A 19,907-nucleotide genomic window follows, 5' to 3' on the forward strand; every position below is an offset into this window, starting at 1 on the left:
TTGCTGGGCTTTCCGCTGGGGCTGGGGGGCGTGGGGCTGTGGATTGGCCAGTCGGTTGGGGTGGCTACCGCCGGAATAATTTTTGTGGCCCGCTTCTACCGGCTAACGCGTCCCAATCCGTCGTAAATCAGTACACATAGACTATTAAACTACTGGGTGTCGCCCCCCATAGCGGTCGGGTTTGACGCACAATTAGAGCTACTCTCTCTCCCAACGCCATGCTGCAGAATCTCAAATTCGATACGGTCAGCGATCGCCTCCCGCCCCAGAATATTGAGGCTGAAGAGGCTATTCTAGGCGGCATTTTGTTGGATCCTGAAGCCTTAGGCCGGGTGATGGAGATTCTCACCCCCGACGCTTTTTATATTGGCACTCACCGGGATATCTATAAAGGAGCGCTGGCTCTCCATGCCAAGGGGCAGCCCGCCGACCTAATGACGATCGCCGTGTGGCTGAAAGACAACGGCAAGCTAGAGCAAGTGGGCGGCCAAACCCGCCTGGCCCAGCTGGTCGATCGCACCGTCAGCGCCGCCAACATCGACCAGTACGCCACCCTGGTGATGGACAAGTACACCCGCCGAACGCTAATTCAAACCGGCGGCGAGATTGCCCAACTGGGCTACGACACCACCCTGCCCCTAGAAAATGTGCTCGACCAGTCGGAGCAAAAGCTGTTTGGCATTACCCAGGTGCGGCCCCAGGGCGGGCTAACTGCCACCTCAGATATTCTGATCGATACCTTTTCGGAGATTGAGCAGCGATCGCTCGGCGTGGTGCTGCCCGGTATCCCCTGCGGCTTCTATGACCTCGACGCCATGACCCAGGGTTTTCAGCGATCGGACCTGATTATCGCGGCTGCGAGGCCGTCAATGGGCAAGTGCCTGAGTGCTGACGCCCAGATTGTGCTGGCCGATGGCAGCCTAAAGACCATCGGCGAAATTTATCAACAACAAACCGCCTCCCTACTCACTCTAGGAAATGACTGGCGTTTCAGGTTCACTGAGCCCAGCGCCTATGTAGATGACGGCTTAAAGCCTGTGTTCAAGGTCAAGACCCGAACCGGGCGCGAAATTGAAACGACCTTGTCCCATCCTTACCTGACGATTCAAGGCTGGCGGCCTCTGGCTGAACTGCAAGTGGGTACCAAAATTGCTGTACCTAGAACGCTGCCAGTGTTTGGCACCGAAAGTCTCCCTGAGCACCAGGTCAAACTCTTGGCTTACCTGATTGGCGATGGTTGCCTCACTGGCACTTCCCCCCAATTCACCAACGAAAACCCAGAGATCCAGGCTGATTTCATCGCAGCCGCTTTACAAGTGCCAGGGGTAAAGGTGCGGAAAGAAACCTCCCAGGGCACGCGAACGCCGACGTTTTACGTAACCTCTGATAGCGAAGATGTTCAGCGTGCCCGTCAGACCTTTGGTCAAGGGCTGAGGAATTTAATCAAGGCCAGTGGTCAGCCTGCCCGTTGGTTTGCTCAAGCTCTGGGGGTTTCCCCTGGCTTAATAACGCTGTGGCAACAGGGTACCTGCGCGCCTAGCCCTGCTACCTTTGAGCAGCTTTGCCAATTGTGCCAGGTATCGCCAGAAGACCTGGCCCCTGGCGGTCTAGCTACCATTCGTTGGATGAGCCAAAATAACCTTACTCTCTGGCTGCAAAGTCAGGATATTTGGGGCAAGTCAGCCCACAGAAAAACCATCCCGGCAGCCGTTTTTCGGTTAGAGAAACCGCTGCTAGCCCTTTTCCTCAATCGACTCTTTGCCACCGATGGCTGGGCGACGGTACTGGCCAGTGGTCAAGCCCAACTCGGCTTTGCTACGGTTAGCGAAACCCTAGCCCGACAGGTTCAACATCTGCTGCTGCGGTTTGGCATTTTGTCTCAGCTGAGAGCCCGTGCTGTCAAGTACCGTGAGGGGCGGCGATCTGCCTGGCAGATCGATATTACCGATGCTCTATCGATCAAAACTTTCCTGAGCGAAATTGGCATCTTTGGCAAAGAAGACGCATTGGCCAAGGTTGAAGCCGTCCTGGCCAACCGCCGCTACCAGACCAATCGCGACCTGATCCCCGTTGAGGTGTGGCAGACGCTTCGCACCGCCAAGGGGGACGAGTCCTGGGTGTCCTTGGCCACTCGGGCCGGATTCCAGAACACCAGCAACATCCATGTCGGCAAACGGGCACCCACCCGCGATCGCCTTTTTGTCCTGGCCACCGCCTTAGAGCACCTAGAGCTTCAGCACATCGCCACCAGCGACGTGTATTGGGATGAAATCGTGGCGATCGAACCTCAGGGGCACAAGCAGGTCTACGACCTCACCATCCCCGATACCCACAACTTTGTGGCTAACGACATCTGCGTCCACAACACCAGCTTTGTGCTCAATATTGCTCGCAATATCGCCGCGCTGCAAAAGCTACCGGTCGCGGTCTACAGCCTAGAGATGTCGAAGGTGCAGCTGGTCTACCGCCTGCTCTCCAGCGAAGTGGAAATGGAGAGCAGCCGCCTGCGCACGGGCCGCATTGCTCAAAACGAGTGGGAAAAGCTGGGCCACGCCATCAGCGTGCTCTCGCAGATGCCCATCTTTATCGACGACACCCCCAACATCTCGGTCACAGAAATTCGATCGCGCTGTCGTCGTCTGCAGGCCGAGCAGGGCGGTGCCCTGGGGCTGATCTTGATCGACTACCTGCAGCTGATGGAGGGCGGCGGCGACAACCGGGTGCAAGAGCTGTCGAAAATGACGCGATCGCTCAAAGGTCTAGCTCGCGAACTCAACGTGCCAATCATTGCTCTCTCGCAGCTCAGCCGTGGCGTCGAGTCGCGCACCAACAAACGCCCCATGATGAGCGACTTAAGGGAATCTGGAGCAATCGAGCAGGACGCCGACTTGATCATGATGCTCTACCGCGAAGAGTACTATGACCCCGACACCCCCGATCGCGGCATTGCCGAAATTATTCTCACCAAGCACCGCAATGGCCCCACGGGTACCGTCAAGCTGCTGTTTGAGCCGCAGTTTACCCGCTTTCGCAATTTGGCTACACCGGGCATGTAGACGGGCAAGACTCAGAGCATCAGTGATGTGATTTAGCCTTGAATCTTAACGGCGGCGAAAGCTTTCTATAATGACAGCAACTCATCCATGCCGTCAGTCCATGCAGTCTCGTACCACATCAGGGCAAAAGCCCAGTCTCTACGACCAAGACTTTTATCGCTGGATTCAGCACACCGTCCAGGCGCTGAAAAATCGCGCACTAGATCAGGTGGACTGGGAAAACCTTATAGAAGAAATCGACAGCATGGGGCGTAGCGAGAAAAAGGAGCTAAAAAGCCGTCTGCTCGTCATTCTTGAGCATCTGCTAAAGCTGATGTTCTGGGAATCAGAAAAAGCCCAAAATAGCCGGGGTTGGCGCAACACGGTGATCGAACAGCGGGGGCAGCTAGAGTTGCTTCTAGACGATAGCCCTAGCCTTAGGCCGATGGTACAAGAGTTTTTTCTAGACTCCTACGCCAGGGCCAGAACCCAGGTTCTACAAAAAAGCGATCTACCGAGTGATCGTGTCCCCGCTTTGCCGCCTTTCTCCGTTGATGATGCCCTCAACACCGATTTTCTGCCGCGCTGAGCTTTGGGCAGACCTGGCATTGAGTTTGCTCCTTTGAGAGGTAATCTAGCGTTGGCGCAGCCTCTCTTTTAGAGAATCACCCCTCTTTGGCAACGAGAACAACGACATTTACGACCCAGCGGCGACAAATCTGGCCTGAGAGCGATCGCTCGCCTTTCTCTCCACCCACCTTGCCTAAGGCAGCGCTGATCGCTTCAGGTCAAAATTCCACAGGTTAGGCTTTGGCCCGATTTTCTACCGAATCAGGAAGGCGAAGCGATACTCAGTCGCCAGGTAATAACTAATTAGTTATATAGTAAATACAGGGCCACTGTGTAACGCCTTTTGTCTCAGGAGCTGTGCGCTATGGATCAAGCCTTAATCTTCCGCCAACTCTTCGATGCGGATTCGTCTACCTACACCTATCTGCTAGCCGACCCTAGCTCAAAGGAAGCGGTGCTGATCGACCCGGTGTTTGAGCAACATCTGCGCGATCGCGCCCTGCTTGAAGAACTTGGCCTCACCCTCGTCGCTACCCTCGACACCCACTGCCACGCCGATCATGTGACCGGCGCGTGGCTGATGCAGCAGGCGCTGGGGTCTAAAATCGGCATCTCGGGCCGCTATGGCGATATGGTGCAGGGGGCCGATTATTTGCTCGACCACGGCGATCGCGTGCAGTTTGGCGATCGCGCCCTAGAAGTTCGCGCTACCCCCGGCCACACCGACGGCTGCATCACCTACGTGCTCGACGACCACTCTATGGCTTTTACCGGCGACTGTCTGCTCATTCGCGGTGCAGGCCGCTGCGACTTTCAGCAGGGTGATGCCCGCACCATGTACGCCTCTATTACCGAGCAAATCTTTAGCCTGCCCGACGACTGCACCATCTGGCCTGCTCATGACTACAGCGGTCGCACCTCTTCCTCGGTGAGTGAAGAAAAGTCCTACAATCCGCGCATTGGTGGCCAGGCCGACGAAACCGACTTCGTTGGCTACATGGAAAACCTCGGTCTCCCCCATCCCAAAAAGATCGACATTGCCATCCCGGCCAACTGTGTCTGCGGCAAGCCTGAAGACGGCCACATGCCGACTATTGCTGACTGGGGTCCGGTACGGCTCACTTACGGCGGTGTTAAAGAAATTGATCCTCAGTGGGTCGCCGAAAACCTGGGACAAGTCCACGTGCTCGATGTACGCGGTGACAACGAGTTTAATACCGAACTCGGTCACATTGCCGACGCTCAACGGGTGCCCCTGAACGAACTCAAAGAGCGGGCAGGCGAAATTCCTACTAATCAGCCGGTGGTGGCGGTGTGCAAATCGGGACGGCGATCGGCTCAGGCCACCGTGATTCTTAAACAGCAGGGGCTAAAAGAGGCCGCTAGCCTGCGCGGCGGCATGCTGAGCTGGAATGATGCCCGTCTACCCGTGGAGAGAAATTAGGCCTTAAGGATTAGCTCAGTTCCTACTCGGGCAACGTCTGGGGATGTCTCTAAGCGGCGTTGCTGAACACAGGTATGAATCAAGCACGCAACGTCACCCTCAGGGGCAAACGCCGTTTGCCCCTACCCCAATTTATGTCTCAATTCAGCAACGGCTTTAGGGCATCTGGTCGGGGTCGATACCCTGGGCGCGGAGTAGGGCGGCGAGGCGATCGGCCCGCTGGCGCTCTACTTCGGCCCGCTGGCGTTCGGTCTCGGCCCGCTGGCGTTCAGCTTCGGCCCGCTGGCGTTCAGCTTCGGCCTGTTCTGAACTCCACAGCAGCAAATTGCCGTCGGCATCCCACCAGCGCAGCCAGTGAAGGGTTTGGGCCAGTCGCTCACCGTGCCAGATCCCTAAAAACAGCTCTAGTGGCTCAATCCAAAAGCGTCCTGTGGCATCGGGTTGTTGAACCTCATAGCGCCCGTTTTGCAAGTGGCGTACCTCTAATCTGGCCCTTTGAGGAGCGTAAATGACGTAGGTGGGCACCTGCAAAATTTGTTCGTAGACGTAGAGCTTGCCATAGGGTGCAATCGATCGAATGGATAGCTCGCCGTTGTCATCGGCAGAGAGAAATTCCATTACGACGGCTACCGAATCGCCTTCTAGCTGGGGAGTGTAGCTGCGGCGCACTACATCCTCACGAATTGGATTCACCCGTGGCACATAGAACCAGTCAGGGGCTTTAACGATGGTTTCGTCATCTACCCCGGCAACTAGGCCAAAGTTAGAGCCGATCAACATCTCAGGCTGAATGCGTTGGGCTGCGCCGAGGGCATCGGTGAGAGCAGCGGCTAGGGGCGGCTGTTGAATGTTTTCCACCGGATCGTCCAGTAGCTGAAAGTTGTCGGGCAACGGTGGCCAGGTAATAGTGGGGCCAGTGCGGGGTTGAGCTTGAACCATAGCAAGCTTGTCCTGGGCAAAGAGATGGTCAACGGCGACGCGATCGCTGCTTCTATCCTAATCGCTGGTTTCGTCAGGCCTGGTGGAACCCTGAAAAAATTAAGCCAGCGCCCGTCCCCTTCGACTCCGCTCAGGGGACGGGCGCTGGCCCAAATTGACCCTATAAAACCGCTAGTAACCTAGCGCGCTACGCCGACGCGCACGGTTTGCAGGCTCTCGGCGAGCTGGCGCACCACGGCCACCATCGCCAGCGGGTTGTCGAGCTTATTCACCGCCGAGCCAACGCCGACGCCAGCCGCCCCTGCCGCGATCGCCATCGGGGCGGTCACATCTGACAGGCCCGAGGCGCACAGCACGGGGATCGCCACCGCGCGAGAAATGGCGTGGGCTGCCGCCAGGGTAGGCGCAGCTTTCTCAATTAGCCCCAGGGTGCCGGGGTGAACCGGCTGGCTGCTGGTGCCCCCCTCGGTTTGAATGATGTCGGCTCCAGCCTCCACCAGGGCTTCGGCTAAACTCACCTGCTCATCCAGCGCCAGAATGTGGGGCACCGTCACCGACAGGGTGATGTGGGGCAGCAGGGCGCGGGTGCGGCGGGTCAACTCCAGCACCTCGGGCGCTTCAAACCGGCGACCCTGGGCGTAGAAGGCGTCGAAGTTGCCAATTTCGATCAGGTCGGCCCCGGCGGCGACGGGGGCTAAAAAGGCCTCAGGCTCTACGGCAGAGACGCAGATGGGCAGGGTGGTTTGGGCCATAGCCAGGCGCACCAGGTCGGCATCGGCGGCAATATCGACAAAGGTGGCACCGCCCTGGTCGGCGGCTTTGACTACCGCTGCCACCCGCTGGTGGTCGAAGTTGGTGAGACCGCTGATAATTTTTAGAACAGAGTGGGTGTCAAAAGCCCGCTGCAAATCAGAACGCATAGGTATTACTCTCAATCGCTGGTCTTGGCCCGGCTCGGAGGGCAAAGGCAACGCCCCCCTGAACTGGGATGATTGGCAATATTGTCGCATCCTGGGCGGGGTTGCGGAGGTCGATGTTAGAGAAAGCCCAAAGGAAGCCTGAATCTCTGACGGTTGTGCCCCCATTCCATCCCTACTCCATAATCACAATCACACCCTGGGCCTTGTGGTCAGAACTCATCAGCGGGGTGCAGGTGACCCGGCAGGTAATGTTGCGGCCCTTGCGGTTGACCGCGTCCAGCATGACTTCGACGGCGTTGCCCTCGCTTAGGGTTAGGCTGTCGCGAATGGGTCGGCGCAGCTGCTCGACCGGCAGACCAATATCGAGGTTGAGAAAGTTTTGGCCGACGGCTTCTTCGGGGCGCAGGCCCCAGAGATCCTGGGCTTTTTGGTTCCAGATCTGCACCTGAAAGTCGTGGTTGACCACTACCACGCCCCCTTTGAGGCTGGTGAACACGCATTCTAAAAAGGCATTGCTGTGGTTGAGGTCTTCGCTGCGGCGCTGCAATTCATCGTTAACGGTTTGCAGCTCTTCGTTGGCCGACTGGAGTTCTTCGTTCATGGTCTCCAGTTCTTCGTTGGTTGACTGGAGTTCTTCGTTGGTGGTTTCGAGTTCTTCGTTGGCCGATTGCAGTTCTTCGTTGGTGGTTTCGAGTTCTTCGTTGGTCGACTGTAGCTCTTCGTAGGCCATCTCCAGTTCTTGGTTGGCGTGTTCGAGTTCGCCCTGCAACCGTTTAAACCGGGTGACATCGATAAAGCTAATGCTGGCTCCCAAAATATTGCCGTCGCTAGCCAAAAGAGGGGTAACCTGCACCTCCAAAAAGACGGCTTCGCCCCGCGAGTTTTGCCAGGCAACATCGCTCAGGGTAACGGTGCGGCGGCCAGCGTAGGCTTCTTCGAGGCACGATCGCAGCTCTACCGGGCGGTAGGAGAGTTCTAAATCTTGCAGGGGTCGCCCCACATCGCGCTGGGAGAGGCCAAACAAGACCCGCACCCGCTGGTTGGCCACCACCAACGTGCCGTCTTGCTCTAGCACAATGCGGGCCACCGGGCTAACGTCAAACGCGGCCTCGCGCAGCCGCAGCTGCTCGGAAAGATGGTCGGCGGCGTCTTCGTTGCCAGTTTGAGCCATAATCAGCAGGCGATCGCGCACGTTGGTTCGAGGTACTTTAGAAAAAAGCCGCCCCTTGAGCTGCACGGGGCTAAACATATTGCTGTGGGTGAGCAACATTTCGGCTTTGCCCAAAAACAGGTAGCCATTGTCCCGCAGGGCAAAGTGAAACCGGGCCAAAATTCGGCTCTGGGTTTCAGCATTGAAATACATCAGTGTATTGCGGCACAGCAGCAGATCGACCTTAGAGATGGGTGCGTCTTGAATTAGGTCGTGGCGGCCAAAAATGACCAGTCGGCGCAGGTCTTTGCGAAAGGTATACAGCCCTTCTTTGTGCTCAAAAAACTGCTCTAGCTGCGCCTCTGAAAGCCCCTCTACCTTTTGCTGAGGGTAGGTCGCCTGCCGGGCCTCGGTGAGGGCCTCGTCGTCTAAGTCGGTGGCGTAAATTTTGACTCGCTCCTGAAATGCCTCAATGCCCAGCAGCTCGGCCAGCAAAATGGCGATTGAATAGGCTTCTTCGCCCGAGGCGCAGCCAGCACTCCATACCCGAATCATATCTATATCGGTTTTGGTGCGCAAAATAGCGGGCAAAATATCGTTGCGTAACGTATCCCAGACGCTAGGGTCACGAAAGAACGAGGTGACGTTAATCAGTAGCGTGTTAAACAACTGCTGAAACTCGTCAGGGTGCACCTCTAAATAGTCGATGTAGTCGACAAAGGAGTTGATACTCACGGCCTGCATGCGGCGGTCGACCCGGCGCATTAGGCTGGAGCGCTTGTAGCCGGTAAAGTCAAACCCTCGGCTGGTGCGTACGTAGTCGAGCAGGACATCAAAGTCAGGATTGTTTTCCGAATCAGCAGTCACAAACTATTCCCCATTTTGCTGCACTAGTTTAACCAGAGTGAGCGGAATTTGGTCGATCGGTAAAATCCAATCTACCGCACCGGTATCGATCGCAGTTTGGGGCATACTGGCCACCGCCGCCGTAGCCGGGTCTTGCGCAATCACTCGCCCGCCGTGCTGCTTAATGGCGCGTATCCCCAAAGCCCCATCGTGGCCATAGCCGGTGAGCACAACGGCGATCGCCCGGTTGCCAAAGCACTCAGCCACCGATGTCAGCGTGCAGTCGGCAGAGGGGCGGGTAAAGTTTACTTTTTTGGTTTGGGTAAGGTGCAGGGTGCGATCGCTCTTCACCAGCAGGTGATAGTCGGGGGGCGCAGTGTAAATTGTCTGGGCTTTAATCGCTTCGCCTGCTTCGGCATCTTTAACCGCTAGAGCCGTCATGCGGTCTAAAATTTGGGGCAGCAGGCTAGCGGTATTGGGGTCGAGGTGCATAACAATAATTAGGGCCGCCGCAAAGTCGGCGGGCAACAGGGGCAATAGCTCGGCCAAAGCCTTAATGCCCCCCGCCGACGCGACAATGGTGACCAGATCAAACTGTAAAGCTGGAAACAGGGCAACCGATGACGATAAATCAGTCATAGTTTTTTTCTAGACATTGCCCTTAGGTTTGTTTATAGCTGAATGAATGCGATCGCAATGAAACATTTCCTGAGGTTGCTGAACCCAGGTAAGTGAGTGGGCTGATTCAAATGTAGGATGGGTTAGCGATAGCGTAACCCATGCGGGCGTTGGGTTTCGTGCCTCAACCCAACCTACACCGCCTACACCGCCTGAATGAATGCGATCGCAATGAAACATTTCCTGAGATTGCTGAACACAGGTATAAACCAACAAATCAGCTAAATATGTGGACTGGTTCAAACATAGGATGGGTTAGCGATGGCGTAACCCATGTGGGCGTTGGGTTACCCTGCGGAAAGCAAGCTACGTGCCTTAACGCAAATTATATTGACTAACAATTACAGTAAGCGTACCTAAAACTACGTTGGCTGAGCGGAGTCGTTCGTGAAACGTCTCCCGAAGGGAGAAAGCCAAAATCCCCCCGATATGTCCCCTTCGACTCCGCTCAGGGGACGATTACCAATTACATTGACTAACTTAGAGAGAGCTTTTAGCAGACCCAGACATACCCTACCCCGTAAACCCTGTTTACAGCGGTAAGTCAATAAATCGTAGGATCAACCACGCAAAACTCGTTCACGTAGCGCTATGGTCTTAGGTCAATGGCTCGGCTCAAGGTCAGAGGCTCGAATTGAAGTACTGCCGTTGCCCTGTAGACGCATTTCTTGCTGGCGCAAGATAATTTGCTTGACCAAGTCAACGTTGTGTTCGGCGTCTGCGGCTCGTTTGGCAAACTGCTCTGCCGATTTAGGTCGGTTTTGCTCTTTGGCGTAGGCCTCTAGCCGCCTAGACAGTGCGGCTCGCTCTTCGATCGCGCGTACTGCCGTCCACAGGGCGCGCTCTAGGTCGTCGGCCTGTTCGGCAATTAGGCTGTCGAGCGAGTAGGCGTGGCCCACATGGCAGCGAAACCGCAGCAGATGACCGTCCCGCAGTTCCCACAGTACGCCCCCACAGTCGGGGCAAGTCAGGGGCGAAGCCGCATTAGATCGCTCTCCCTGCTCAGCCGCTGTTTTTTCTTCGGCGACAATTTCGTCTTCAAGCTTAGGGCGTTCAGAGGTCATAGGGGGGTCGCCCGCTGTATTTGTTGTTAGAGTCGAAATTGCTTTGGCCAACTCAGCGAGCAGGAGAACCTGATCAACAGCTACACTGGCGATCGCATTGGTCGGCATACTTCTAAACGACGCCTCGGCAGGGTCTTGCACCAGGGCTAGGCCACCCTCTGCCTTAATCGCGTTAAGGCCGCTGGTGCCGTCGTCTAACATGCCGGTAAGCACTACCCCAATAGCTTTGGGGCCATAGGCCTTTGCCGCAGATCGAAACATCGGGTCGATGGCGGGTCGATGGCCGTTTTCTTTAGGCCCCCGGCTCAGCGCTATGGTGTCGGGGCAAACGTGCAAATGATAGTCTGGCGGGGCAATGTAAATGCGACCGGGCCGAATTTCCTCACCATTCTCAGGATGGGCCGCTGGCAGGGTATTGAGGCGATTGAGAATCTCAGGCAAAAAGCTCACGCCATAGGACGGAAAGTGCACGGTGACAAAAACTGCCGCATCTAAATCTGAGGGCAACTGCTCAACTAACTGGGTCAGCGCTTCAACGCCGCCCGCAGAAGCACCGATTACAACAACAGAGTGACCGGCCATTATCTGCTCCTACAGTGTGGCTAAGAAAGAATTTTGAGACCAATGTCTAGGCTACCCAAACTATAAAGAATTACCATCCCCCCAAATAGATGTTTGTAGCAGGAGAAAATCTTAACCAGGCAGGGCAAGCCTCATCTGCTCAAGCGAAAGGATGATGCGGCGTGTACAACGGCGATCGCGTGGTGTAGATGGTTATTGTGCCAGGTGCGATCGATGAATCACGAGCCGCAATCGATGATCCAGGGGCTGCGATCGATGATCCACAGGCCACAATCGATGATCCAAGGGCTGCAATCGATGATCCACGGGCCGCAATCGATGATCCAGGGGCTGCAATCAATGATCCAAGGGCTGCAATCAATGATCCAAGGGCTGCAATCGATGATCCAAGGGCTGCAATCGATGATCCAAGGGCTGCAATCGATGATCCAGGGGCTGCGATCGATGATCCAGGGGCTGCGATCGATGATCCAGGGGCTGCGATCGATGATCCAGGGGCCGCAATTGATGAGCTATGACCTGCGATCGCTGATTCACGGGCTGCAATCAACTTATCAGCAGCGGCTCAGCCAAAGTCTTTAGAAGTCTTTTGAGATAGGCCTCCTGCCTGTTCTGGCTGGGCAGCCGAAACGGCTATCCCACAAAACCATAGGAGATCTGCGGGTTATATGGTGTACCAGGTAGCCAGGTTTCGACTTCGCTCAACCTTCAATGATCGAGGGCTGAGCGAAGTCGAAGTCCGATCAGTAGGTACTTTATTTTCTTGCGAGTCCCTAAACACTCCCTCAAAACGCAAGCCTCTCAGGAGGAAAATCTTGCTGCTCAACTTTTTCTCTCACCAAAACCTTTCTTTAGGGAGATAAAAACCGCAGCTCGATAGAGCAATATCTATGGTGGCGCGTAACGCTGCCCTTGCGGTAGCAAACTGCTGAAATCTGGAGAATGCATGAGACTGCTAGTCGTTTACTACACTATGTACGGCCATACCCTACAGCTGGCCCAGGCTGTAGCCGAGGGAGCCAGGCAGGTGGCGGGCATAGAGGTAGAGGTGCGGCGGGTGCAAGAGTTTGACGCCGTCAACCAAATCATCGACAACAACGACGCGGCCCGGCAGGTACGCGAGCAGCAGCAAGACATTCCCGTGTGTACCGTAGATGACCTCAAAGCAGCCGATGGCGTGGTGTTTGGGTCGCCCACCCGCTACGGCAACATGACCGCCCAAATGAAGCAGCTGTTCGACTCCACCGCCAGCCTTTGGCTCAACGGCGATATGGAAGGCAAGCCAGCGGGGGTGTTTACTTCCACCGCCTCTACCCACGGCGGCCAAGAAACCACCCTGCTCACCATGATGGTGCCGCTGCTGCACCTGGGAATGTTGGTGGTCGGCGTGCCCTATTCGGTAACGGGCATGATTCACACCGAGGCGCGGGGTGGTACGCCCTACGGTGCGTCTACCATTGCCGGGGGCCAGGGCGAGCTAGAGCCCAAGCCCGAAGACTTAGCGATCGCCCGCGCCCTGGGGCAGCGCGTGGCTGACGTGACAACCAAAGTGCGGAGTTAGTCGGGTTTAGGGTTTAAGGTTTAGGGTTCAAGGCAAGCCGTGAACCCTAAACCATATCGGTCACAGCCCCCTTGTCGATAATCAGCTTGGCTAAAGGCTAAGGCTTCAGGGCAAAGCTAACGCTGCTGGGTGCAACCGTCTGCGGCAGCTCAACGCGAAACTTGCTGCCTCGGCCCGGCTCGCTTTCAACGGTAATAGTGCCCTGCATGACTTTGACCAGGGCGTGCACAATAGCCAGCCCCAGCCCCGTACCCTGAGCCGAGCTGCGAGCGTGGTGAACCTGCCAAAACTCTTGAAAAATATAGGCCTGATCTTCAAGGCTAATGCCGCAGCCGGTGTCTTGCACCACCAGCAATAGTCGCTCTGCGGGCAGCACCTGTACCCTAACCGTCACTTTGCCAGTGTCGGTAAACTTGATGGCGTTTGACCACAGGTTGGTAATTACCTGCCGCAGGCGATTGCGATCGTTGGTGATCATCAGGGGCACATCGGGCAGGTCGGTTTTTAGGACGATCGCTTTTTGGTCGGCCAGAGGTTGCAGCTCGTCAATGGTGGTGTTGACGAGTTCGATCAGGTCGAAGGTTTCGAGCTTCAGCTCGACCTGGTGCGCCCGCAGCCGCGAAAAATTGAGCATGTTTTCGATCAGGCCGAGCAGGTGCTGGCCATTGTGAAAAATGCGCTCGGCCATTTTGATCGCTTTAGGGTCTTGATTGAAGTTAAACTGCCCCATCAGCACCTGCGAAAACCCCAAAATGGCCGTCATTGGGGTCTTTAGCTCGTGGGAGACCGTGGCCAAAAACTGAGTTCTCAGCCGATCCGCCTCCAGCATTTCCAAGTTTTGGGCCTGGAGCTGGTTGAGCGCGGCCTCGGCTCTTTTGCGATCGCTAATATCGCGCAGTTGCCACCGCAGCCCGACCGGAGCGCCGTTAATATCTTTAACCGTTTCGACGGTAATCTCGGTCGTAATCGGCTCGGCCTGTCGCCGCTGCATCGTCACCTCCCAGCCTTGCACCCGACAGGTCGATTGAATTTGGCTCAGCAGAGAGCGAAAATTGGCCCGATCAGCCTGAGCGACGTGGGTAATCAGGGGTTTGCCAATCAGAAACCTTTGCTCAATGTTTAGCAGTACTGCTGCGGCCTGGTTGGCCTCTTGCACGGTGCCGTTGAGGTCGGTAACCAGATAGCCGTCGGGGGCAAACTCAAACAGGTTTTGATAGCGCAGGCGCTCGGCTTCGGCAATATGCTGGGCGGCAATTAACTGCTCGTTTTGGGTCAGCAGTTCTTCTTCGGCAACATGCAGCTCTTCGACCGCCAGGCGCAGTTCTTCTAGGGTTGTGAACAGCTGCTGGGGATGACCGGTGGAAGACTGCTGGGCGTCGCGATACAGAGACTCAACTCGAACCTGGACATTTTCTATGTATTGAGTAAAAAGTTCGTCTTGAAGCGCACTCACGCTGCCCCCTTTGGTTGTTGCCTGGGCTTATTTTGCCGTCAAGGGGGAAAACGAACATCCCCCACCGTAGGTATTTGTATTGAGAAGCGACGATTGTCAGGATTACTCTATTAATTACTCTATTAATTACTCTATTAATTACTCTATTAATTACTCTATTAATTACTCTATAGAGCTGCTAACGATTAATCGGCCAGGTGACAACTTGGTTGCGACCTTTTGCTTTAGCCTCGTATAGGGCCTGGTCGGCCATCTGTACCAAGTCTTCAACCCGCTGGCCAGCAGTAGGCATTAAACTGACCACCCCAAAGCTCAAGGTTACCATCTGTAAAGGCGATCGGGGATGCGGCAGGTTTAAACTTTGAATATGGGCCAAACAGGTTTCGGCTAGCTGTTGGGCACCGGCCAAATTGGTTTGGGGCAAAATGGCGGCAAACTCTTCACCACCATAGCGGGCCACTATATCTTGAGGGCGTTTTACCTGTTGTTTCAGGCTGGTGGCAATGGTTTGCAGGCAGCGATCGCCGCCCTGGTGCCCGTAGGTGTCGTTGTAGAGTTTGAAAAAATCGATGTCGGCTAGCATCAGCGCCAGCGGCGTTTGGTCGCGCAGATGTTGTTTCCACATTCTGTGTAAGTAGGTGTCAAACTTTCGTCGGTTGGCCACTTGGGTGAGGCTGTCGACCACCGTCAACCGCTGGGTCTCGGTATGCAAAGCCGACTGCTGAATCGCAATGCTGACCTGGGTAGACAGGCGCAGCAGCAGGGTTTGCTCGTGGTCGTGCCAGGGGCGCGGGGTGTGGCAGTGGTGGGCAATCAGCAGCCCCCAAACCCGGTCTTTTTGGCCGGGGTCTGCGGGCGATGGCTCTTCCTGCAAAATCGGCACCACTAACAGGGCGCGCACATTTAGCCCAGAGAGCGTTTCGACCAGGCAGGGCTCTAGATCGGCGGCCATAATATCGGCGATCGCCCGCACGCCCCTCTGGCAGTAGTGCGCCAGCACCTGACCGCTAAAGCAGGGCTCGCGAAAGGTCTGAGCCAGCAGCGATTGGCAACAGTTGGTATGCGCCTCGGTGGCCACAGTTTTGGTGCTGTCGGCCTGAAACCGCAAAATCAAGACCCGGTCTACCTTCAGTAACTGCTGAATCTCTTCGACCGTAGCGGTTAGCACCTGGTCTAGCTCTAGCGAACTGCGAATGCGCTGGGCCATCGCCTGCAGCAGCCGCTCTTGCTGGGCCTGAAACTCCAGCCGCTGCTCAGCCTGCTGACGAGCCGCAATTTCAGATTCAAGGCGCTGGTTGGCCTCGGTCAGGGCAGCGGTGCGCTCCTGTACTTTTTGCTCTAGCTGGTGCTGGGCCATTCGAATAGCGCTCTCAGCAGCATGGCGATCGCGCCGGTCTTGCACCGCCCACCACAGCTCGTTCTCGTAGGGGGCTTGGCACCGCCGCACGCTAATGCTTACCGGTAAATTGACCTGATCGCGACGCTGCAAACAGGTTTCCCAGCGGTTAGTGTGCGCCCCCTCCTGCACCTGCTGCAGCCAGTGACGGAACCGACCTCGCCGGTCGAGGGGCACAAAGGTGGCCAGCGGCTTACCCATCAGCCAGTGCTGGGGCACCCCAATCAGGTGGGCAAACGCCTGGTTAACGGCCAAAATTAGGCCGTTGCCGTCGGTGACCAGCGCCCCCTCAGGGCTAAACTCAAACAGATCTTGGTAGCGCTGGTGGCTGAGTAACACCTGCTCGTGTTTTTCGGCCAGGGCCTCCTGCTGCACCTGCAGCTCTTCGTGGGCCACCTGCAATTCTTCTAGGGTCAGATGCAGCCCTTCTAGCGCTTTGCTACAAAGCTCAGGCGTAAACTGCGGCACGGTTTGCAGCATGCTGTAAAGGGTTTCAGCCCTTTGGACAGCCGCGTGAATACTGTGCTCAAAGGGGTCAACATCGCGACTATTGCCGTCAAAGCGCTGGTTGATATGATGCATAGACAAAGGAAACACGTTGGGCAAGATACTAAACGGCTTGAATAACTCTATGATTTGTACTGAGTTAAGCCTGAAAAGTTTTGACGAGAGAAATTTACAGTGCCTTTACTACTTTGGCGCTTTACTACTTTGATCGTAAAGTCAGTAAAAAGCTGTTTTAAGTATTTTTTAAGTATCTTTAGAGGTATTAGTCCGGGTTTTTGAAACCAAGCAACGCATGTCACCTCAATCCGTCATCAAGCTGCACCCAACAAAGGGCTTAAACCCTTTCCTTGCAGGGAGGCATGAGTTGCAAACTCAGATGAATTGCTAGCGCCAGTTTGCAACCGTAAGGGTGCGATTGGATGCGATCGGATGCGATCGCAGGCAAACCCAATATTTGCCCCCAGATTAATGTCACGAAACCCTTACATGTGGTTTAGCGCTAACGAGCAGCTACAACGACCAGGGCCGTCTATCTATAACATGATCAGTTGTTTCAGTACCGTAGATAGTCCATCTCGCCCAAGTTAAATTTAACCAGCGGCGATCGCAATGTTTGGCAGATATTTTCGTTAGATCAAAGCGTGATGAATTCAGCTTTTTCAAATCGCCAACAGCCCTACGATTCGCAGATGGGTAAGATCTACATTCCTCAGCAGGGCACGTCACCCGTTTGCGAATTGCGATACTGCTGCCGCTGTCGCCACAGCCGCTGGGCCATGTAAAACGGGCTAGCCAGGCTGTAGACGTACAGCGTTAGCTCACAGGCATTGACGGTATCGGCGATCGCCTCGCCCCGGTATCTGACCAAGTGGCGCAAAATCTTGCGCAAGTCGTTTGCCATATACAAAAGCGTCATCAGCGGCCATAGCCATCGGGCCACACTCAGCATGCGGGTGCGGTGGCGACTGAGGCCAATGCCGCGAAACAGCCGCAGCAAATAGTCGCGCTCAAACCGGCTGGCTGGAATATCGTGCTTCACCCGCATGGCCGGGTTGTACCAAATTTCCCAGCCGTGGCGCTGCATGTAGATGACCACCTCCAAGTCTTCACCTGCTGCCCGAAAGCCAATATTGTCGGCCAGCGATAGCTGTTCAGGCACGCTATTGAGCCAGGCCTGTCGCCGGACGACCAGCCCCGCCCCCGGCGGCAGCACCTTCTGCTTAGGATCGTAGATCAGCGGCTCAGAACCGCGCTCGGTGAGGGCTAGCATGGCCCCAATGCGATCGAAATTGGGCGGCGGGGTGGTTTCAAAGTCGCCCCGAATGCGGCTGCCAAATGCCCCTGCCTGGGGGTGGGCCAGACCAAATCGATGGGCCGCCAGCACCCAACCCAGGGCCGGATGGTTGTCATCATCTAAGAACCCCACCAGAGGGCTGCGGGCGATTTGGATAGCGTGCTGGCGGGCGTAGCCAGCTCCCTGGCGCGGTTCAAAGGCATAGCGCAGCGGCACATCCTGGGGCCAATACTGCTGGTAGGTTTCAACCACCTGGGCGGTGCCGTCGGTGCTGTTGTTGTCGACCACAATCACCTCCCAGGCCAGCTGCTCGGTGCCCAGCTGGGCCAGCAGGCAGTCGAGCACCAGGGGCAAACGCTGCTCGCCGTTGTAAGTGCAGATCACCACGCTCAGATCGAGGGTCTCTTGGCTGGGGAAGGCGGTGGAAAGCTTTAGCCGCAGCTGCCGGAGCAGCCGCTGGGTGTAGGTGGGCAGCGATCGCTTCGCCATAGGTGCCAAATCCCTTGCACTTACTGGGTTACGCTACCCAGTGTGCCCGCCGAGGATGGCCTCCTATCTTAGCGAGTGGCTGATGCTGACGCTGACGGGGCTAGCTTAGGAGATTTCTAAGCTAGCAGGTACCAGCTTTAAGCCAGCGACTGTAGCCGCTGCGGGGTGGGCAATGCCCACCATGGGAAACTATTTTTTCTCAGAAGCTACCTTAGTGCAGCCCCGGCTCGATCTGGCTAATCGGCACAAAGCACTCGGTGGGCAGCAGCACAGGCTTATCGCCAAAGATTAGCTTACCCCGGTGGGTCTTAGTGCTAATGGCAATGCCGATGGGGCGCTGCACATCTTCGGGGTGAACTTCGTAATAGGTGCGATAAATTTGCCGGGCCGACTTCAGCAGGGCCGGGTTGAGTGCCGTCGGCAGGGCACCAACATCCGGTCGCTGGGAGGGCGATTGGCTTGTAGAAGGGGGTTGCTGTAGACCGTACACGGCTCACCTGTGCGCTTATAGACAGACTTTAATCGATCTTTCCAGGGGCAGCAAACTCTAGAAGGGCTTCTAGAAAGAACTTTACGCCAGGGCACTCAGGAGGGCTTCGCCCATCGCCTTGCAACCCACCTGGGTCATGCTCTCAGACATGATATCGCCAGTTCGATAACCCTGATCTAAAACTGTTGTCACGGCTTGCTCAATGCGATCGGCAGCGGCAGGCTGATCGAGGCCGTAGCGCAACATCATGGCGGCGCTCAGCACCTGGGCCAGGGGGTTGGCCTTGTCTTGCCCAGCAATGTCGGGGGCCGACCCGTGCACAGGCTCGTAAACTCCAGGTCCGCTGGCCCCCAGGCTAGCCGAGGGCAACATGCCAATGCTGCCGGTTAGCATCGCCGCCGCATCGGAGAGAATGTCGCCGAACAGGTTGCCGGTGACAATGGTGTCAAACTGCTTGGGCCAGCGAATCAGCTGCATGGCGGCGTTGTCGACATACATATGGGTGAGGCTGACATCGGGGTATTGGGTTGAAAGGGCGGTAATGCGATCGCGCCACAGCTGCGACACCTCCAGCACGTTGGCCTTATCCACCGAGCAGAGCTGGCCCTTACGCTTTTGGGCCGTCTCAAAAGCGACCTTGCCAATGCGATCGATTTCGCGATCGGTGTAGGCCATGGTGTTGACCCCCCGCTTTTGCCCCGTCTCGGTTTCAAACACCCCCTTGGGGCTGCCAAAGTAAATGCCCCCCGTCAGCTCTCGCACCACCATAATATCGACGCCTTCTACCACCTCTCGCTTCAGCGAAGACGCATCAATCAGCTGCGGCAGAATGGTCGCCGGGCGCAGGTTGGCAAACAGCTCTAGCCCGGCCCGCAGGCCCAAAAGCCCCGTCTCGGGCCGCTGGTGCCGAGGCAGCGTATCCCACTTGTAGCCCCCGATCGCCGCTAGCAGCACCGCATCGCTGGCCTTGCAGGTCTTCAGCGTGTCCTCCGGCAGCGGCTCCCCCGTTGCATCGATCGCCGCCCCGCCAATCAGCGCCTCTTCAAACTCAAAAGCCAGATCCATCTGGCTGCCTACGGTGTTGAGCACATCCACTGCCACCGCCATAATCTCAGGGCCAATGCCGTCACCGGGCAGCAGTGTAATGCGATAGGTCGAAGTCATAGCGTTTGAAGAAGGTGGATCGAACGTAGGGTGGGCACTGCCCACCAGCCTGGGAAGCGCACCGATTCAATATCATACCTCCAGCGGTTTCTCCTTCACCGACCCATCCATCCAGCTCTGGCTTAGAGCCGATACCCTGCACGGGCAAACAACCGTTTGCCCCTACGAAATTCCTGCTTTGATATAACCTGCAGTCTCTCAAGGAATCTCCCCTTCTCGCCCATCCACTCCCTTTCTCCCTACGGGAGACGCTAACGCGAACGACTCCGCTCAGGGACCGTCACCCATTCACCCCCTTCGACTCCGCTCAGGGACCGTCACCCAT

Annotated in this window: 15 protein-coding genes; 5 read left to right on the plus strand and 10 right to left on the minus strand. The window is 56.3% G+C overall.

Annotation, left to right across the window (positions count from 1 at the left end; genetic code table 11):
- Positions 1 to 218: 218 nt before the first annotated feature.
- From dnaB to IQ273_RS15370, 3 genes are all read left to right on the plus strand, one after another.
- Positions 219 to 3,056, plus strand: a complete 2,838-nt coding sequence (gene dnaB / locus IQ273_RS15360; protein WP_194024053.1) for a replicative DNA helicase — start codon at positions 219 to 221, stop codon at positions 3,054 to 3,056.
- 100 nt (positions 3,057 to 3,156) lie between these two features.
- On the plus strand, positions 3,157 to 3,624 hold the full coding sequence (locus IQ273_RS15365; protein WP_194024054.1) for a DUF29 domain-containing protein: 468 nt from the start codon (positions 3,157 to 3,159) through the stop codon (positions 3,622 to 3,624).
- 345 nt (positions 3,625 to 3,969) lie between these two features.
- The gene (locus IQ273_RS15370; protein ID WP_194024055.1) at positions 3,970 to 5,049 is read left to right on the plus strand and encodes an MBL fold metallo-hydrolase; all 1,080 of its coding nucleotides are present in this window, start codon (positions 3,970 to 3,972) and stop codon (positions 5,047 to 5,049) included.
- A 156-nt stretch (positions 5,050 to 5,205) separates the two neighbouring features.
- On the opposite strand, the gene IQ273_RS15375 is transcribed toward IQ273_RS15370, so the two are convergent.
- The 5 genes from IQ273_RS15375 to IQ273_RS15395 form a co-directional block, all read right to left on the minus strand.
- Positions 5,206 to 5,988, minus strand: a complete 783-nt coding sequence (locus IQ273_RS15375) for a Uma2 family endonuclease (protein WP_194024056.1) — start codon at positions 5,986 to 5,988, stop codon at positions 5,206 to 5,208.
- Positions 5,989 to 6,167: 179 nt separating this feature from the next.
- Positions 6,168 to 6,908 (minus strand): DUF561 domain-containing protein, encoded by a 741-nt coding sequence (locus IQ273_RS15380; protein ID WP_194024057.1) that lies wholly within the window; start codon positions 6,906 to 6,908, stop codon positions 6,168 to 6,170.
- 172 nt (positions 6,909 to 7,080) lie between these two features.
- Complete coding sequence (locus IQ273_RS15385; RefSeq protein ID WP_194024058.1) at positions 7,081 to 8,925, minus strand: CheR family methyltransferase; 1,845 nt, start codon at positions 8,923 to 8,925, stop codon at positions 7,081 to 7,083.
- 3 nt (positions 8,926 to 8,928) lie between these two features.
- Positions 8,929 to 9,543, minus strand: a complete 615-nt coding sequence (locus IQ273_RS15390) for a chemotaxis protein CheB (RefSeq protein ID WP_194024059.1) — start codon at positions 9,541 to 9,543, stop codon at positions 8,929 to 8,931.
- 641 nt (positions 9,544 to 10,184) lie between these two features.
- Entirely contained in the window at positions 10,185 to 11,228 is a 1,044-nt protein-coding gene (locus IQ273_RS15395; protein ID WP_194024060.1) for a chemotaxis protein CheB, read from the minus strand.
- Positions 11,229 to 11,441: 213 nt separating this feature from the next.
- Here IQ273_RS15395 and IQ273_RS15400 point away from each other — a divergent pair, with 213 nt between their 5' ends.
- Positions 11,442 to 11,810: a hypothetical protein gene (locus IQ273_RS15400; RefSeq protein ID WP_194024061.1), complete on the plus strand. Its 369-nt coding sequence runs from the start codon at positions 11,442 to 11,444 to the stop codon at positions 11,808 to 11,810.
- A 364-nt stretch (positions 11,811 to 12,174) separates the two neighbouring features.
- Complete coding sequence (gene wrbA / locus IQ273_RS15405) at positions 12,175 to 12,789, plus strand: NAD(P)H:quinone oxidoreductase (RefSeq protein ID WP_194024062.1); 615 nt, start codon at positions 12,175 to 12,177, stop codon at positions 12,787 to 12,789.
- 97 nt (positions 12,790 to 12,886) lie between these two features.
- Here the strand turns inward: wrbA and IQ273_RS15410 are convergent, their stop codons facing one another.
- The 5 genes from IQ273_RS15410 to leuB form a co-directional block, all read right to left on the minus strand.
- Entirely contained in the window at positions 12,887 to 14,242 is a 1,356-nt protein-coding gene (locus IQ273_RS15410) for an ATP-binding protein (RefSeq protein WP_194024063.1), read from the minus strand.
- 178 nt (positions 14,243 to 14,420) lie between these two features.
- Positions 14,421 to 16,220 carry a diguanylate cyclase domain-containing protein gene (locus IQ273_RS15415; protein ID WP_194024064.1) on the minus strand — a complete coding sequence of 600 codons (1,800 nt, stop codon included), beginning with the start codon at positions 16,218 to 16,220 and terminating at the stop codon, positions 14,421 to 14,423.
- Between the two features lie 634 nt (positions 16,221 to 16,854).
- Complete coding sequence (hpsE, locus tag IQ273_RS15420; protein ID WP_194024065.1) at positions 16,855 to 17,928, minus strand: hormogonium polysaccharide biosynthesis glycosyltransferase HpsE; 1,074 nt, start codon at positions 17,926 to 17,928, stop codon at positions 16,855 to 16,857.
- A gap of 211 nt (positions 17,929 to 18,139) precedes the next feature.
- On the minus strand, positions 18,140 to 18,418 hold the full coding sequence (locus IQ273_RS15425; RefSeq protein ID WP_313898132.1) for a hypothetical protein: 279 nt from the start codon (positions 18,416 to 18,418) through the stop codon (positions 18,140 to 18,142).
- Between the two features lie 81 nt (positions 18,419 to 18,499).
- Positions 18,500 to 19,582 (minus strand): 3-isopropylmalate dehydrogenase, encoded by a 1,083-nt coding sequence (gene leuB / locus IQ273_RS15430; protein WP_194024066.1) that lies wholly within the window; start codon positions 19,580 to 19,582, stop codon positions 18,500 to 18,502.
- Positions 19,583 to 19,907 lie beyond the last annotated feature (325 nt).

The organism is Nodosilinea sp. LEGE 07298, from assembly GCF_015207265.1.
In the GTDB taxonomy this organism is placed as follows: Bacteria; Cyanobacteriota; Cyanobacteriia; order Phormidesmidales; family Phormidesmidaceae; genus Nodosilinea.

Excerpts from the sequence above, each read along its gene's own strand:
- dnaB (WP_194024053.1), top strand. The coding sequence starts at position 219 with ATGCTGCAGAATCTCAAATTCGATACGGTCAGCGATCGCCTCCCGCCC.
- IQ273_RS15365 (WP_194024054.1), top strand. The coding sequence starts at position 3,157 with ATGCAGTCTCGTACCACATCAGGGCAAAAGCCCAGTCTCTACGACCAA.
- IQ273_RS15370 (WP_194024055.1), top strand. The coding sequence starts at position 3,970 with ATGGATCAAGCCTTAATCTTCCGCCAACTCTTCGATGCGGATTCGTCT.
- IQ273_RS15375 (WP_194024056.1), bottom strand. The coding sequence starts at position 5,988 with ATGGTTCAAGCTCAACCCCGCACTGGCCCCACTATTACCTGGCCACCG.
- IQ273_RS15380 (WP_194024057.1), bottom strand. The coding sequence starts at position 6,908 with ATGCGTTCTGATTTGCAGCGGGCTTTTGACACCCACTCTGTTCTAAAA.
- IQ273_RS15390 (WP_194024059.1), bottom strand. The coding sequence starts at position 9,543 with ATGACTGATTTATCGTCATCGGTTGCCCTGTTTCCAGCTTTACAGTTT.
- IQ273_RS15395 (WP_194024060.1), bottom strand. The coding sequence starts at position 11,228 with ATGGCCGGTCACTCTGTTGTTGTAATCGGTGCTTCTGCGGGCGGCGTT.
- IQ273_RS15400 (WP_194024061.1), top strand. The coding sequence starts at position 11,442 with ATGAATCACGAGCCGCAATCGATGATCCAGGGGCTGCGATCGATGATC.
- wrbA (WP_194024062.1), top strand. The coding sequence starts at position 12,175 with ATGAGACTGCTAGTCGTTTACTACACTATGTACGGCCATACCCTACAG.
- IQ273_RS15415 (WP_194024064.1), bottom strand. The coding sequence starts at position 16,220 with ATGCATCATATCAACCAGCGCTTTGACGGCAATAGTCGCGATGTTGAC.
- hpsE (WP_194024065.1), bottom strand. The coding sequence starts at position 17,928 with ATGGCGAAGCGATCGCTGCCCACCTACACCCAGCGGCTGCTCCGGCAG.
- leuB (WP_194024066.1), bottom strand. The coding sequence starts at position 19,582 with ATGACTTCGACCTATCGCATTACACTGCTGCCCGGTGACGGCATTGGC.